The sequence below is a fragment of the Actinomadura citrea genome (genome assembly GCF_013409045.1).
Taxonomy (GTDB): domain Bacteria; phylum Actinomycetota; class Actinomycetes; order Streptosporangiales; family Streptosporangiaceae; genus Spirillospora; species Spirillospora citrea.
In genome coordinates, this window is the sequence record NZ_JACCBT010000001.1 from 5622491 (window position 1) to 5637742 (window position 15252).

Annotated in this window: 4 protein-coding genes; 1 reads left to right on the forward strand and 3 read right to left on the reverse strand. The window is 66.4% G+C overall.

What is annotated here, in order from left to right:
* Nucleotides 1-561: 561 nt before the first annotated feature.
* Nucleotides 562-948: a hypothetical protein gene (locus tag BJ999_RS41450; RefSeq protein ID WP_218935242.1), complete on the forward strand. Its 387-nt coding sequence runs from the start codon at nucleotides 562-564 to the stop codon at nucleotides 946-948.
* Between the two features lie 1316 nt (nucleotides 949-2264).
* Here the strand turns inward: BJ999_RS41450 and BJ999_RS43725 are convergent.
* The 3 genes from BJ999_RS43725 to BJ999_RS26200 all read right to left on the reverse strand — a co-directional run bounded on the left by BJ999_RS43725 (nucleotide 2265) and on the right by BJ999_RS26200 (nucleotide 14511).
* Nucleotides 2265-9389: an RHS repeat-associated core domain-containing protein gene (locus tag BJ999_RS43725; protein ID WP_179835737.1), complete on the reverse strand. Its 7125-nt coding sequence runs from the start codon at nucleotides 9387-9389 to the stop codon at nucleotides 2265-2267.
* An 80-nt stretch (nucleotides 9390-9469) separates the two neighbouring features.
* The gene (locus BJ999_RS26195) at nucleotides 9470-10504 is read right to left on the reverse strand and encodes a hypothetical protein (RefSeq protein ID WP_179835738.1); all 1035 of its coding nucleotides are present in this window, start codon (nucleotides 10502-10504) and stop codon (nucleotides 9470-9472) included.
* Between the two features lie 119 nt (nucleotides 10505-10623).
* Nucleotides 10624-14511 (reverse strand): RICIN domain-containing protein, encoded by a 3888-nt coding sequence (locus BJ999_RS26200; protein WP_179835739.1) that lies wholly within the window; start codon nucleotides 14509-14511, stop codon nucleotides 10624-10626.
* Nucleotides 14512-15252: the final 741 nt, after the last annotated feature.

Below are 15252 nucleotides of genomic sequence, written 5' to 3' on the forward strand. Positions count from 1 at the left end.
GCTCGCGCCGGTGACGCCCTACCTCGGTCGGCTCGTCCAGGGCCCGGCCGAGCCGCCGCCGCTGGACGACGTCCTGGCGGCGGTGCGGAGGCGGAGCCGAGACGTCGACCAGGTGCTGATGATCCTCTGCGGGAGCGCGCTCGCGCTGGGCCAGGACGCCGACGCCTACGAGCTGGCGACCGCACTCGTCAGCCGGTCACCGTTCCCGGGGCGGTGCCGGACGGCTGCCGACGGCGCTGTTCTTCGTGGCCGAGGCCGAGGTGTTCACCGGACGGCACCTGGACGCGCTCGCCACTGGCACCGAGGCCCTGGGCCTCGCACGCGACACTGGGCAGCGGCAGTGGGTCAGCCAGTTCGGCAGTATCCTCACCTACCTCGACGCGGCCAGAGGCGACGAAGCGGAGTGCCTCCGCAACGCGGAGGTGGGACTGGGGGCCGCCACCGCCGGGGGCCGTATCCCCCGGCGCGCCATGGGCGCACTGGTCGCTCGGGCTGCTGGACCTCGGCCTCGGGCGCGCCGAGGCGGCACTCGCCCGCTTCGAGCGCCTGACCCGCGAACCGATGCGCCATCACATCTGCGCCACCCGTTCCACCCCCGACCTGGTCGAATCGGCGGTACGGGCGGGATCGCCGGAACGCGCCGCCGAACCCCTGGCGCGTTTCGAGCGGTGGGCCGGGTCCGTCCGGCAGCCCTGGGCCGACGCGCTCGTGCTGCGCTGCCACAGGTTGCTGGCCGCGGACGACCAGGCCGAGGCCCACTACACCGCCGCCTTGCGACTGCACGACCAGGACGGCCGCGCGCTGGAGTACGCCAGGACCGCGGTGCTCTACGGTGAATGGCTGCGCAGGGCCCGGCGCAAGGCCGAGGCGCGCAGGTGGCTGCAGGACGCGCTGGAGGTCTTCGAACGGCTCGGCATGCGGCCGTGGTCCGAGCGCGCCCGCGGTTAGCTGACCGCGACCGGCGCGCCTGGCCGGGCCTCGAAGCCCGCGGGGGGCGCGGCGGCCGCCCTCGGGATACACGGTGGCGGTGACGGCCTTGCGGGTCTTGGCGAGGTAGCGGACGGCTCGTTCGAGCATGATAACCGGCGCGTCGGCACCCAGCAGGACGTCCCGGCATGCGCCGATGACCGCCAAGCCTGAGCCGGTGAATGCCGTGCCGTACCAGCGGGCCTTCCCGGGAATCCAGGTGACCTGCTACCTGCACCCGGCCAGAAGCAGGGCGCGGGCCCCTGCACACCGGCCTGTCGGGCATGCCGCGAGGCAGATTCCGGCCCACCCCGGCTCGTGGTTCCTGAACGGTCATGCGGCGAGCACTCAGCCCGACTTCGACCGCGCAGAGTGACTGGTAGCACGGTCTTCTTGTGGCCTCGTTCGCGGTGGGAGAAGGGTGATCTCCCAAATTCCTCCCGCCGGGCCACCAGTGGCCGCCCCCGGAGTCCAAGAGGCCGCCCCGCGGGAGCGAGGTCGCGCCTGCCGACTCGAATCCCGTGACCTCTTCGGAGCTGCGACAACGCCAAAGAGGCCTGCTCTTCATCCGAGCAAGCCTCTGACCTGGCAAAACGTGGGCGATACTGGGTTCGAACCAGTGGCCTCTTCGGTGTGAAGCAAAGCAGGAAAGTCGATCTAGGTCGATCCGAGTCGAACGGGGAGCCTCTCACCTGCACAAACGCCCTGACTACGTTGCGTTGAGTCGATCGGTGCCTGACTGCGGTGGCTCCCGAAACTGGCTCCCACAGCTCTCCGACTGCGGGAGATGAACACGCGTGCCTTTCGCCAGCCGATGAGGTACTTCCGAGCACGCTGATCGCTGAGCCATGCGATCGTTACGATTCCCAAGGACCACGTGGCACTGCTGCGGCCGCAGCACCAGCCCGAGGGGGCGCCCCGCACGACGCTTCAGCCCAGCGAGTCAGCTCAATTACCTATATGCGCATCGATACAAGGTAATCGACAGGCAAGCCGAGGTCTTCAGCTAGCACCTTTAGTGGATCATGCGTCCCCGAAGGCACGAAAAAATATACGCCAGGGCGAGGGTAATCATAGTGGTGCTCCAATGCGTACCACACCCCTGAATCATCGCCACGAGCACTTGCATGCGCGACTGGCCCTGGAGCCTCCCACTCTACATTTTCTTCGAAGTCAACCTCCCAACGAGCCGAGAAGTCGCGCCAAGGAATGGGAACTAGAGCAACCATTTTCCAGTCGCACCGCGGAAGCTCTCGGTTAGGAATTGAAGTGAGACCCATTTGATCATTCCCGAAACTTCATTCCCCAAGGGCGAACCTTGAGATGATGACATCGATCTGGGCGAATTCACCGTCGATCGATTCGACAACCCCCTCGTTGCCGACATGCCACTGAACGTACGCTAGGCCAGGCTTCAGTCTGCCTGCGCGCGTCCAGGCCCACTCCGAGGGAACCGCTTCAGTGTAGAACTCGACTCCCACTGCCCCTTCGGGTAGTGGGCCAGGGTATGCCTGAACCGCTGGCCGCGATCCACCACGTGCGGTCCTGCCCCAAACTTGACCGGTGTCGGCGATCTGCTGAATTCCCTCGACTGTCTGGGACCTGGATTTCACCCTGTGGTAGGGGCCAGAGATCTTGCAGGGGTCGGTGTTGTGAACCAGGACCGCTGTCGCGCCTGCGAGCGCGTAGAACGTATGGTCGGCGCCGACGGTGAGGTTGTGGACCCGCTGGTGCTGGGTCCAGGTTCTGAGCGCGGTGAGTTGGACATAAGTGCCTACGCTGGTGCGGAGCCACATACCGGGCTTGAGCTCGCCTGCGTTGATCCATTTGTCGGCTGCGGGCACCCAGAAGGGGTGGCCCAAGGTGGCGACCAGGACGCCGGTCTCGTGGCCGCGCTTGCCGTCGGTGTCGACGGTGAGCTCGACCAGGTGTTTGGTCCCGTTGCCGGTGATCGTGGCGAGGACCGGTCGCGCTGACGTCTTGCCGGTAGTCGGGTCAGTGGCCAGTACCTTGTCTCCGAGCCTGATCTTTTCAATCGGCTTGGCGGATCCGTTGGCCATGAGGACAGCGGTCCCCGCTACGAAGCTGTTGCGCGGGCAGCCCGCTCCTCCTCCGACAGGAGCGTCGTCTGCTGCTTTTCCAGCCTTCTTTGCGGCGGCCGGTCTTGTCTTCGCCGCGCTGCCGGCACGGCCTGGGGCGCCGCCCTTCGCCCTGCCGGCGATCTTTTGGACGATCTTCGGGGCGACTCTTCTCAGGACGGGCGCCGCAGCTTTGGCCGCGAGGAGGCCGCTCACGGCGAGGCCGGCGTCTATCGCTGCGCCGGTGAGGCCGGCTTTGAACCCGCCTAGCAGGGTTTGTTGGTCGGATGGCGTGTTCTGGTGGTATGAGACCACTCCGTAGACCCATCCGCCGATGGCGGCGCAGCCGACTACTGCGCTGCCGCCGCTGATGGCGGTGCACAGGCCGCCTGCTGCGATACCGGCGATGGTGGCCTGATGTTTCTTCAGGAAGCCGCCGACCTTGCCGACCTTGCAGCTCCAGCCGCAGGGTTTCTTGACCGGTACTGGGTTAGGGCTCGCGGTGCCGTTGCAGCCGACCCAGCAGCCGCCGCCGCTGGGGGCGCGTGGGGGCGCGAGGTAGACCCCGCCGCCTCCTCCTCTTCTGAAGGAGTTGCGGTGCTGGTTGGCGTTGTCCCAGCGTTCGCGTGGTCCGTCGTTGCCGTAGGCGCTGCCGGGTACTGTGAAGCCGCCGTCACGGTACTGGCCAGTGGGGTCGGCGTGGTCGACCGGGTTGTTACCGGCGTAGGAGTAGCCGTTGGCGGTGAGAGGGTCGCCGCCGCCCGTGACGGGGTCGGCGCTAAGGAAGCGGCCGGTGACCGGGTCGTACTCCCGTGCACCCAGGTGGGTGAGTCCCGTGGTGGTGTCCTTGGTACCGCCGACGTAGCCCTTGTCCATCAGTGTGGGCCACAGACCGATCGGGCTGCTGCGCTCGTTACCGAACGGGGCGAACCGGCGGACGCTCCAGTTGTCCTGGTCGACAGCGTTGACGGTGGTGTCGGCGCTGCCCTGGTAGTCGGGAACGAGGAACTGGACGGTGGAGCTGGAGGTGCCCGTCCGGTAGGCGACGTTCTGACCGGCGTGGCTGTAATAGCGGACCGCGGTGACGGTTCCGCTCGGGGACACCTTCATTTCCTGGCTGGGCAGGTAGAGGGTCTTGCCGTTGGTGTCCTTGCGGATCAGGCGGTTGCCGGCAGCGTCATAGATGTAGCTGGCCAGTTCCTTGCCCGCGTCATCGGTGACCTTGGACAGGTTGCCTTCGACGTCCCAGACCAGTTTCTGGCCGGGGCGGGTGACAGTGTTGCCGACCTTGTCGTAGGTGTACAGGTCGGTGGTCTCGGTGGTCCCGTCGGTTTCGCTGAGCGACTTCAGCGCGTGGGGGCTGTTGGCGCCGTCGTCGCCGAGAGGTGCGGGGTATGTGTAGGTGCGGGTCTTGTCGGCGGTGGGTCCGCCGGTGAAGGCGTGCTGGACTTCCTTGGTGCGGTTGCCGACCTTGTCGCCGTAGTTGCCGGTGGCGTCGTACTGGTAACTGGTCCAGTAGGGGGCCGGGCCGCCGATGGTGGTGGAGGTCGGCGCGGCGTTGCAGTCGGAGTTCGTGGTCGACCAAGCCTCGGAGAGGCGCTGGGCGTAGTCGTAGGTGTAGCACTGGCGGTCGGGCGCCTTGCCGGCGGCGTTGGTCAGGATCGACCTGATCGAGCCGGCATCGGTGTAGTCGTACTTCGTTTCCAGGTCGAAGGTGGCGGTCGAAGACTGGCGCTTGACGGTGGAGCGAGTCAGGCGGTTGGTGGCCGGGTCCCGGTCGAACGTCTGCCAGAGGAACTTGTCCGACACCGCTGCCATGGCCAGCTGGGTGATGTCGCCATGACCGTCGTAGACCGTGTCGGCGACATAGGTGGCCAGGCCGTGTGTCCATTCGGGCAGGCCGTCGTCGTTGTACTCGGTGGTGACGTCTTCGGCGGGCAGTCCTGTGCTGCCTCCGACCGGAGGATAGGAGGTTGTGAGCGGGGAGCCGTTGAAGTTGTAGGACTGCGCGGTGGTGTAGGTCCCGGCGAGCGCGCCTTCGGACGCCGGAATCGTGACGGTCGTCCCCTTGGCGTTGTAAAGCCCGTCATAGCCGGTGATGGCGGTGACGTACTTGTCGTTGCCGATGTGGCGGGTGGAGGTGGCGGGCAGGCCCTTGGCGTATGGGACGGTGTCGTAGGTCATGGAGGTCAGCGGCGTCGTGCCGTTCTTGACCTCCAGTGGACGGCCAAGGTTGTCGTAGCTGTAGCCGAGCGTGGTGCCGCGAGCGTCCTTGGCGGTGCTGACCTGGTCGAAGAAGTCGTAGGTGACGATCGAGGTGCCCTTGTCAGGACTGCTGCCGGTGACCGGGCGGCCCTGGACGTCGTAGGTGGTCTTCCACAGATTGCCTGCGGCGTCGCGGGCCTCGGCCGGACGTCCCGCCCCGTCGTAGGCGACGGTGGACGCCAGGTAGGGGCCGGTCAGGTTGGTGGTCTTGTACTGGCGCGTCTCCACCGTCCGGCCCAGAGCGTCGGTGAGTGTGGCCGAGGGCATCGCCCCTGAGGGTGGGATGACCGTGCTGCGCTCACCGTCGTACTGGTTGGCGGTCGTCCACTTCTTGGTAGAGAAGCTGTAGAGCGTGGTGGTGAGGATTCGTTCGGCGCCGTCGTAGGTGCTGAGCGTCTGGCTGGGGACCTGGTTGTCGTCGGCGGTGGTCAGGACGCCTGACGGGTTGCCGGTCAGTATGTAGGCGGCGTTGGTCTTGTAGACCAGGCCGCGGCTGTCGTACTTGGTGTCGGTGATGGTTCGTCCGCCGCCGGCCGCTTCGTTCTGCGACTGGCGGGGGCGCAGCATGCCGTCGAGCAGGTCGACGGACGTCTCGTAGGTGACGGGGCTGGTCTTGGTGAGCGTCTTGGTGGTGACCGAGACCGGGTTGCCGTCGGTGGGGAATGCGTAGGCGTAGGTGGTAGAGGGCCTGTCGGGGTTGCTGTTACGGGTGTTGTTGGGCAGCCAAGCACGGACGAGGCGTCCCAGCCCGTCGTACTCGCCCTCGCCGACGCGCCCGTTGGGGTCGGTGATCTTGGTGGGCATGCCGCGGGCGGGGTTGTACTCGATGGTTGTGGTGAATCCCGCAGGCGCCGCGCCTCCTACGCTGACGGGCGGTGTGGTGAGGGTGCTGGATTTCAGCCAGCCCTCGGCGGAGTCGGTGTAGGTCGATTTGGTGGTGCGGTCGTCGCCTGTGGTGGCGGGGTCTCCGACCTGAGTCGCCTGTAGGACGCGGCCGTATCCGTCGTAAGTGGTGGTGCCGGAGGGCGTCATGGTGGAGCGACCGCCCGAGACGCCGGTGACCTTCTCCATGCTGGTGGCGTTGCCGACCGTCGGGTAAGCGCCGTAACCCTTGCCGTCATAAATGATCTTCGCGTCGGAGATCATGTCGGCGGGGACCAGGTTGGGTTCGTGGCTGGCGTCGTTGTCGCAGTCGACGGCCACGGAGAGGGTGCGGATCGGCAGGGATTGGATCGCGCCGGCGGGTGTGGTGCCGCTGGGGAAGACGGTGCGTGAACACGTGTCGTCGGCGGAGGTGGTGATGTCGCCTTCGTTGTCGACGGCGACAGTGCGGCCGAGACCGTCGTAGTCGTAGGTGGTCTGGGTGTTGAAGTCGGTGCCGTCGGCCTTGCGGGAACGGCCCCGGGTCCACTGCGGCTGGACGCGTCCACCGTCAACGGTGATGTCGTCGTCGGAGTTGGTGTCGTGGAAAGTGCGGCTGAGGGTCTTGGTCCATTTGGGCCGCGACACGTTCGCCTCGGTCTCGGCGGCGTCGGTGAAGGCACCGTTGAAGGTGCGGGTCTCCAGGACGGCGCCGGCGAGTGGGTCGAGGTCGCTGATTCCGCCGAGCAGGTTCTTGGAGTCGGTGACCGTCACGCTTTGGCGGGCGTTGCCCTTGCCCTGGTAGTTGCCGTCCATTCCGCGGGCGTAGGTGGTCTCGGTGCGGGACTGCTGTTCACCGTTCTGGCCGTCACCGGTGACGGTGCGGACCTTGGTGTAGCCGCGCCACTGTGACCAGGTGCGCCATTTGTCCTTGGTCATGCCGTCGTCCTCGGCGTACCGCCATGCGGCGTCGCCGAGGTAGGCGTAGCTGGTGATCTGGGACCTGGACTGCCCGGTGTTGTCGGCCTCGATGATGTAGTCGACGACGTATTTGTGGTACCAGTCGTTGATCAGCTTGCCGTCGGGCTGTTCCCACTTCACGGGGAAGCACCGTTTGGAGTTGTGCTTGGGATCGGGCATATCGCCGGCCGAATAGACGCAGTCTCCTGCCGGCGTGGGGTCGGCGTATGGATCGGAGTAGCCGACGCTGGTGGTCGCGCCGGTGCCGTTGTCGATGCCGACCAGGCGCGGCCGGTCGTATCCGGGGAGGGCGTCGACGCCGGTGCCGGAGCGGCCGGTGACCACACGGTTGGTCATGAGCTGGCCGAACAGGGTGATGCGCGGGGCCTTGGTCTCGCCGCCGTCGTGGCCGGTCTGGTCGATGGTGTGCAGCCAGAGCGCGCCGTTCTGGTACGTCTGTCCGAGATCCCAGATGTCGACGGTGGCGTAGCCGGGGTCTTCGGTACTGGCCACCTGGTTGTCGCGGAGCTTGGTGGTGATCTTAGTCAGGCGCTTGCGGTTGAAGAAGGTCGGCGATGTCTTGGCGTAGCCGCAGGTGTCCCCGTCGTCGCAGATGCGGTCGTCGGGCAGGTCCGTCCGGTCGGCCAGGGTGAAGCGGACGCGGCCGGTGGCCGGGGGGCCGTAGGTGGAGCCCTTGCGCTGGCCGTAGTCGATGCGGCTCAGATAACCGCCGGAGTCATATTTGGTGCCACCGCTCGTCTGCTGGTAGCGGGTGTAGTTATTGGTCTCTTTGCCGTAGAAGTAGGTGATGGTGTTGTTGTGCGGGTCGACGACGTGGTCGAGATTCCATCGCCAGGCCTTCTGGCACCATGCGTCCTTGAAATCGCTGTCGTAGCACGGTTCGCCGGAGCTGTCACCGAAGACCGGCACGGTCCACGCCGAGTTGGTCTCCTTCTCTCCGTTCGTCCAATTGTCAGGACGATTGATCCCGAAGAAGTACTCCACACCGTCCAGATCGGTCAGCTTCCAGTACTCGCCATCGTGGTCGCCATTGGTGGCACCCGTCAGCCGCTCGATGGTGGAGCCGTCATCGTTTCGAGGCCGCCAGGTCTGGGCGGCGCTGTCGTACAGCAGTTCGGTGGACCGGCCGTTCAGGGAAAGGACGGCGTTCTGGCGTCCCCAGCACAGGTCGCCGGAGGCGTGGCCGGCATCGATGCACGGTTTGTACTTGCGTTCGATGTATCCCGGCCAGTAGTCGAAACCGTCACCGATCCAGGACGCCTGGGAGTTGTCGGCGGCGGTCTTGCCGTCCACGGCCCCCGAGCTGTAGCCGATGGTGACCTCGGGCATCAGCTCGCCGGGAACCGGCGGCAGTCGCATCGGATAGTTCCAGGAGAACTCCCCGGTATTGCTGCCCGCGCTCCAGTTGGACGCCGGGGACAGGCTGGTGGCGCTCCAGTCGCCGGACGGTCCGGAAGCGCCCGCCTCCGCAGCGAGCACCGTCGTGGTCCCCGCGGTGGGCGCGGCCTCCTGCGTGGGCTCGGCGGACACGGCCACGTCGGCCGACAGTGTCGCCGTCTTGGTGTCGTTGACGGTGGGCAGCACCGTGCGCTGCTGGCACCGCGCCTGCTCTGGGCTCGTGAGCGCGCAGGCTGGCAGCTTCACCAAACGCAGCCGGGAGGCCCAGTCACCTCCATGGGCGTTCTTGAACTGGGCGTAGCTCAATCCCAGTTTGACGTTCCCGGCCTGCGGGGCCGACACCGCCATGACCGTTTCGGTGCGCGTGGCCTTAGCGGTCTTGTGGTCTGCCATCCGCACCCGCACTCGCGGCGGAACAGTGGAGGCGGTTGCCCGCTCCCCCTTGCGGGACGTGGGTGCTGCTGCCCACACCGGCAACTTGCCTGCTCGCACCCAGGCTCCGGACGTTTGACCGTCCTTGCCTTTGTGGCCGGCGCGAAGGTCTGCCAGGTCCGCCGTGCCCTCGCCGGGCACGGGCCATACTGGTGCGGGCGCCTTGGCCGAAATCGGTGTTCCCGCCGTGCCGGGGGGTTTGCCCTTCCGGGCTTTGAGCGCCTTGCCCTTGATGCGGGGCGTCTTCTGGGTGCCGGGGCGGCGTGCGGCGCCGTCGTCTGACAATTTGGGCCGCACTGCGGCCGCCGCCTCACCGGCCACCCCGGCCAGCAGCGCCAGTGCCAGGGCGACCGCTACCGCGGCGATCAGCCCATGCGCCCGGCTCAGCGCACGCAACACACCCTTCACTGACGCCTCATTTCTCTGGAAGGCACCACGGTTGCCACGGCGCGGTCACCGGCCGGGCGGTCACACTGGGGCTCGGTCGGTTACCGGACGTCCACGTAGTCGGTGGCCTGTGCTGGGAGGTCGGTCTTGCCCGTGTCAGGTGAGGCGTAGGGGCTGAGGTAGTAGGCCATCCAGGTGGCATCGGCCGGGGTCTTGCACCGCATCTGGAACCAGCCGGCCGAGTCGGTCGCGTCGCCGCCGTTGGTGCAGGACGGCGTCCGCAGGGTCGTCTGTCCCTTGAGGCGGTACTTCGCGCCCACCCACTTGCCTTTGACCGGCTGCCAGCCGGCCGAGGAGGACCACCGCATCAACCGGCCCTTGAGCGTCAGGTACTGGCCTTTGCGCGCCGGCTCCGGGGAGGCGTTGAAGCCTGCGAAACCGGTCTTGTAATAGACCCGGAACGGGTAGCCCGACTCGACCTTGGTGTAGGTGGCGTCACCGGCGAAACTCGTGCGCAGCCACCCGGCCGTCCACGCGGTCGCCCTGATCTTCACCCGGCCTTTGGCGTCGGTCGTACTGGAACCGACTTGCTTCCAGCCGGTCTTCGGATAGCCGGAGGTGCCCTTGGGCGCCCACCACAACGTCACCTTTCGCGCGGAGAGCGCCTCGCCACGGACTGCCTTCAACGTCCGCCGGACTTCAAAGGCCTTTCCGCGAATCGGATAAACCGGGTTGGTCTCCCGATCTCCCAGCACATTGTCGATGTACAACCGACTGATCCAGCCGATCACCCGTGCCGATGTCCCGGTCACCTGCCCATAGCCGGCCACCCGCGCGACGATGTTGCCCGACCCAGGGAAGAAGGTCGCGCGGAACCGGCCGCCGGACTGCACCGTCGCCGTTTCCTGAAGTTCTCCATCCGGGCCGTCGAAATGCACCACCAGGGCTGCCGGCGCCGCCACCCAGCCCGCACCCCGGTTCTGCTGCACCTGCCCGGTCACCGTGACATCGGCGTCCCAGTTCTGCGTCGCCACCGGATCGACCACGATGCGCTGCGGAATCTCCGTCTCTGCGGCCTGCACGGGAAGGGCGGCCAGCCCTACCACGAGCATCCCGCCGGACATCGCTACCGGCACTGCGTTCCTCATACTCGAGCTCAATCCCATCGATTCCCTGCACGGTCGCCTGAGTGGCGAATTGTTGAACGCGCTTGCTGCCCGGCCGCCTGCTGGAGGCGCCTCGTCGATAGGCCTGACTACTGGTATTGCAACTTCCAGATCTGGTGTGGTGGAACCGGTTCCCCCGGCGCGGCCTGGAGCACCCGTGCGTCTTCGGGGGCCCCCTCGTCATGGGCGTCGGCGACCATGGCGCTGTGCTTGGCGATCAGCCGGTACCCAAGGTTGCCGTCGTCGGCGACCCCGACCACCTTCCAGAGTTGGTGCTCAGCACCCGGTTCACAGGTGGCCTGCCGGGCGGCGGCACCGGGCTGCGTTTGCGCATCGGCCACCTCGAGACATCGGACCGCCGACGGGTCGCCGTTGAGAGTGTTGACGTTGGCGAGCATGTAGTAGCCGTCACCGTAATCAGAGAACCTCCATTTCTGCCAAGGGCCGCCATTGCACTCCCAGGGCATCACGGAGATCTTGTCCTCTTTGGAACCGCCTGCGACGTCCATGCATTTTTGGGTGCTCGCGGCCAGCAGCCGGTGCGTTATCCCATCGAGGTGATGGCGCTTCAGAGTGGTGATGTTCCACATTTGCTCGTCGGTGACCGGGTCAGCGCACGACCACTGCAGCACGTTCGCGCCCGGGGTCGGCGAAGCCGAGTCAACAGCGAGGCACTTGTCGCTCCGCCGCGACTTGATCAGGTATCCGCCGGCCTTCTTCTCCGGCTTCCACTGCTGGCCGGTACTGCCGTTGCATTCGTACTGCCAGACGTTGCGCCCGTCGGCGGTTCCGGAGCCATCGGTTCCGTCCACGTCCAGGCACTTGCCGCTGTTGGCACTGATGAGCTTGTAGTAACCATCGCCCGCGTCGATGAACTGCCAGTCCTGGGCGGGGTGGGCGTTGCAGTTCCACTGCTGCACGTTCGTGCCGTTCTCTGTTCCGGCTCCCGCGACGTCCAGGCAGTGTCCGGAGTTGACGCTCACCAGGCGCAACGTATTTCCCGAAAATTCGTGGTCCTGGACGGACTCGGTGTAGATCACGTTCAGAACCGACTCATCGGGGTGGGCCAGCGGCCACAGCTGGGAATCGTCGATCCAGCCGTTCCAGAATGCGCTCTTCGCAGCGCCGTTCGGAGTCGCGCCAGCCAGCAAGGGCCCTGAGCCGTCCGCCGGCGTCCAGGTCGTGGCGGCCGTCTTCACCTCCGGCGCCATGACCCGAGTGGTGGAGCAGTTCCATGGCTCGTCAGGGACGCAGACCTCGCGGCTCCCCTCAGCTTGGGTGCGCAGCCAGAGTTCCTGCTTGAGCGGGTCGTAACCGCCCATCAGAGAAACCCAGTGGGCGGTCCATGGCTGCCCATCGCCGGCTTGCGCCATATCCCGCGTGGCAGCCGTCAGAACGGTGCCATCCGCTTTGCGATGCCTGAACGTCCATTTCCCGCCCAGCCAGCCGAGCTCGAAGACGGTCCCGTCAGAGGCGGCCTGGCTCATCGCCACCTGCTCCCCCTGAACGGAGGCGAGCTTCAACCACGTCGAGAACATGAACCGCTGACTGGTGTCCACCAACGTGACCGGATTGCCGCCGGGGTCCGTCCAGGGCTTCACTTCCCCGAACTGCGTCGAACCGTTGAGGCGCACCGCGCGGTCGGTCGGCGAACCCGCGCCGAGGTTGCCCGCCTCACCGAAAGCCGCGCCTCCGCTGAACACGAGGTCGGCGTTCGGATTCGCAGCACCGCTGGGTCCCACCGCGCCGGCCACGTTGCCGGTGGGCTCGTCCATCGACCAGGCGGCATCGCGCGGGGGCTGCTCCACACCGAACTCGTACTTCTTGGCCGCGCTCGGGTTGCCCGCCCGGTCGTAGGCGGTCACCTCCACCCACTGGGGCCCGAAGCGCATCGGCGTCCAGGCGACCGTGGAAGACGCTCCTGGCGCGACAGTCTTCGTCCCTTCGACCCCGTCGGCGAACCGGTAGTGGAACTTCACCACGTCAGCCGAACCGGCGGGCGCGAAAGTGAAGGTGCCTGGCACGTACTTGCGTGCGGCCGAGTCATATCCCGACGTCGCTCCGGCTGGATACTCCGGGGACGACACCGCCGGCGTGTTCGGCCTCCGGGCGTCCACCGTGTACTCGCACCACTCCGACCACGGCCCGTACAGGTTCGTGTCGTCCATCCCTCGAACACGCCACATCCAGCTCGTTCCACCATCAGCGGTGGCCGGAGAATCGTCACCCTTGACGACCGTCAACGAGGCATGGAGGTAGCCGTCGGAGCCGGCATGCTGAAACTGGTCTCCCGGGGGCACGTAGCGCTTCCAGCTCTCTTCGGGCTTGCCCAGAGGCGCCAACTCGTACTCCGCGGCCAGGAGCTGACCATCGAAGCCACCTGAGTTGTCGCCGTCGTAGTCGGTGATCAACGCGTTGGCCGTCCGGTCCTTGGACACCCCCATCCAAGGGCGGCCACTCCCCCGCACGCACCCGTACTTGGTCGTCCCACCGTTCCTCATGTGGACGTCTTTGGTGGGCATGGGGTACCGGGAGAACTTCACGACCATGCGCGGGTCGACATCCATGACCTTCCAGGTGTGGGTGTCGTCGTAGTCCGCGTCCGGGAACAACCCCATGGTGAAGAAGTCCCACTTGTGGTCGGTGGCCCACTGCACCACTCTCGTCAGGTTGCCCCCGGCGAAATGAACGTCGTTGGAGCTTCCGGAGTCACCGCATTCAGGGCGACCGACATTCACTGGTGCACTGGCCAAGAAGTTGTTGCTCCAACCGGAGCCGTCAGGGATGTATGCATCCGGCCGCGTATTCCACGTGGTAGTCGAGTAGATGTGTTCGACGTTGAACAGGCGCACGTCCCGCGTGACACACGACCACGCATGCAAGGTGTCGAAGGTGATGTCGACGGAGTTGATTTTCACCTGGACGCTCCCAGACCATGTGTGGATGGGGGTCGTGTCCATCCGAATGTAGGAGCGCTTGTCGGTGTAGTCCTCGACTTCCCGCCCGGTGGGCAGCCGGTCGGGCTTCCAGTACTTGGAGTCGGGCCACGTCCGATCGACGTAAGCCCAGCCGGCGCCCTTGGTTCCCTGGGCATCGTCGGTCTCTCGCCCGCCGTTCCACGTCTGCCAGGACGGGTCGAGGACGATCGGAAACTTGGCGTCGGGTGCGGTGAGCAGTTCCCGGTGCGGTACCAGCGCCAGCGACCCCGAAGTGACCTCGATTCCCAGCGGCTGCGAGGACGCCTCAGGCGAGGGCCCGGCGGCAACGGCCTCAGGAGACGTCCGCGTGACGGCGCCGCTCTCTGTTCCCTCCCACATCAACGGCTCTGGCGCGGTGAAAACCTCGTTGCCGGCTTCGTCCACGGCCGCGAGCCGACCGCCGGAAAGCTCCTTCAACTGCACTCCGGAGGCCCTCACCCCGAACTCGATCTTCTCCAACTCGGGATCGCGCGCCGCCTCCGGCGTCTTCACGACCACGTAGTGGGACCAGCCGGTGGGCGTCGACCGGACCACCAGGTCCACCCCCGCGCCGCCGCCGTCCACATAGGTGGCGCTCTCACCCTCCAGGACCGGAGCCGGAAGACTGGCTCCCGGCCAGGTGAGCGTCAGACTCTTCCCATCCTTGGTCATCGTCGCCAGTTCGTCGTCGCCCCCGGCACCGAACGTGACCCCGTTGACCGACATCCGCGACGCATAGCCGCCCTCGGCGGTCCGCTCCAGGGTCAGATCCGCGTCGTGGAAGACCCCATCTCGTTTCACACGAACCGGGACCGGCGACGTCTCGAACGAGAACTGGCCGTCAGGCAGCGCGGAAAGCTTTCTGGTTTCCGACGTCTGACCAGCGATTTCTACAGGATCGCCGGTCTCCTTGGCTTTTGCCAGCGCGGCGTCGATAGGAGTCGGCGTCGGGCCGGCCTCGTCCGCCCGCACCGGGGCGGGTGGCACGGATACCAGCGAGGCCACCAGGACGGACGCCATCAATCCGGAGAGAACCCTGGAGCGCCGACACAGTCTGTCAACAACCCATGACGGAAACGGCGAACCATTACCAACACGGACGCGCAAAACGACCTCGCAAGATAAAGTCCGCCTAAAGTCGCGCTAAACATAAACCGACGTTCTCCGAACCGGAAGAGTGATCATCTTCGGCTTTTTGTGATCTAGATCACTGTCGACTTCTGCCAACCACGGTGAGGGCATCCGCGTCCTTCGGTCGGCGCCGCCATGGAAAGATCCCTTGCGTAACGGGTCGCACGGAAATCGCTACGCCTAGTTCCCTTGTATCCGCAGACTTCGGGATCTGTGGCCGGGAAGGGGCTTTCGAACGAGCCAGCGAGCTGCTAATCACACTGCAAGCAAGGAGCTCTTCCACCTCGGCCACAAGGGCACGAGCGATGGCGAGGGGCAGAGGCGGCCGGTGACGCGACGAGGCTCCAGGGAAGAGCGATGCCGACTGAAGCAACCGCCTTGCCGGGCAACTCTGGTGCGCTCCACTGTGCTGCGCTGGATCCGCCGCTCGCTACCCGCGCCCCGAGGCCGAGTTGGTCGTCGACCCCGCAGTCGTGTCGGATCGCACCGCCGCGCATTACCGCCCGGCTCCTCCCGTACCTACCGGACAGACTCAGGGACTGCGGGTCGGCTTGCAAACCCTGTGCCTGATCGGGAACCGGCTGGGCCAGCTGCCAAGCGCCCAACTCGCCGATCTATGAGGAGTCCGCC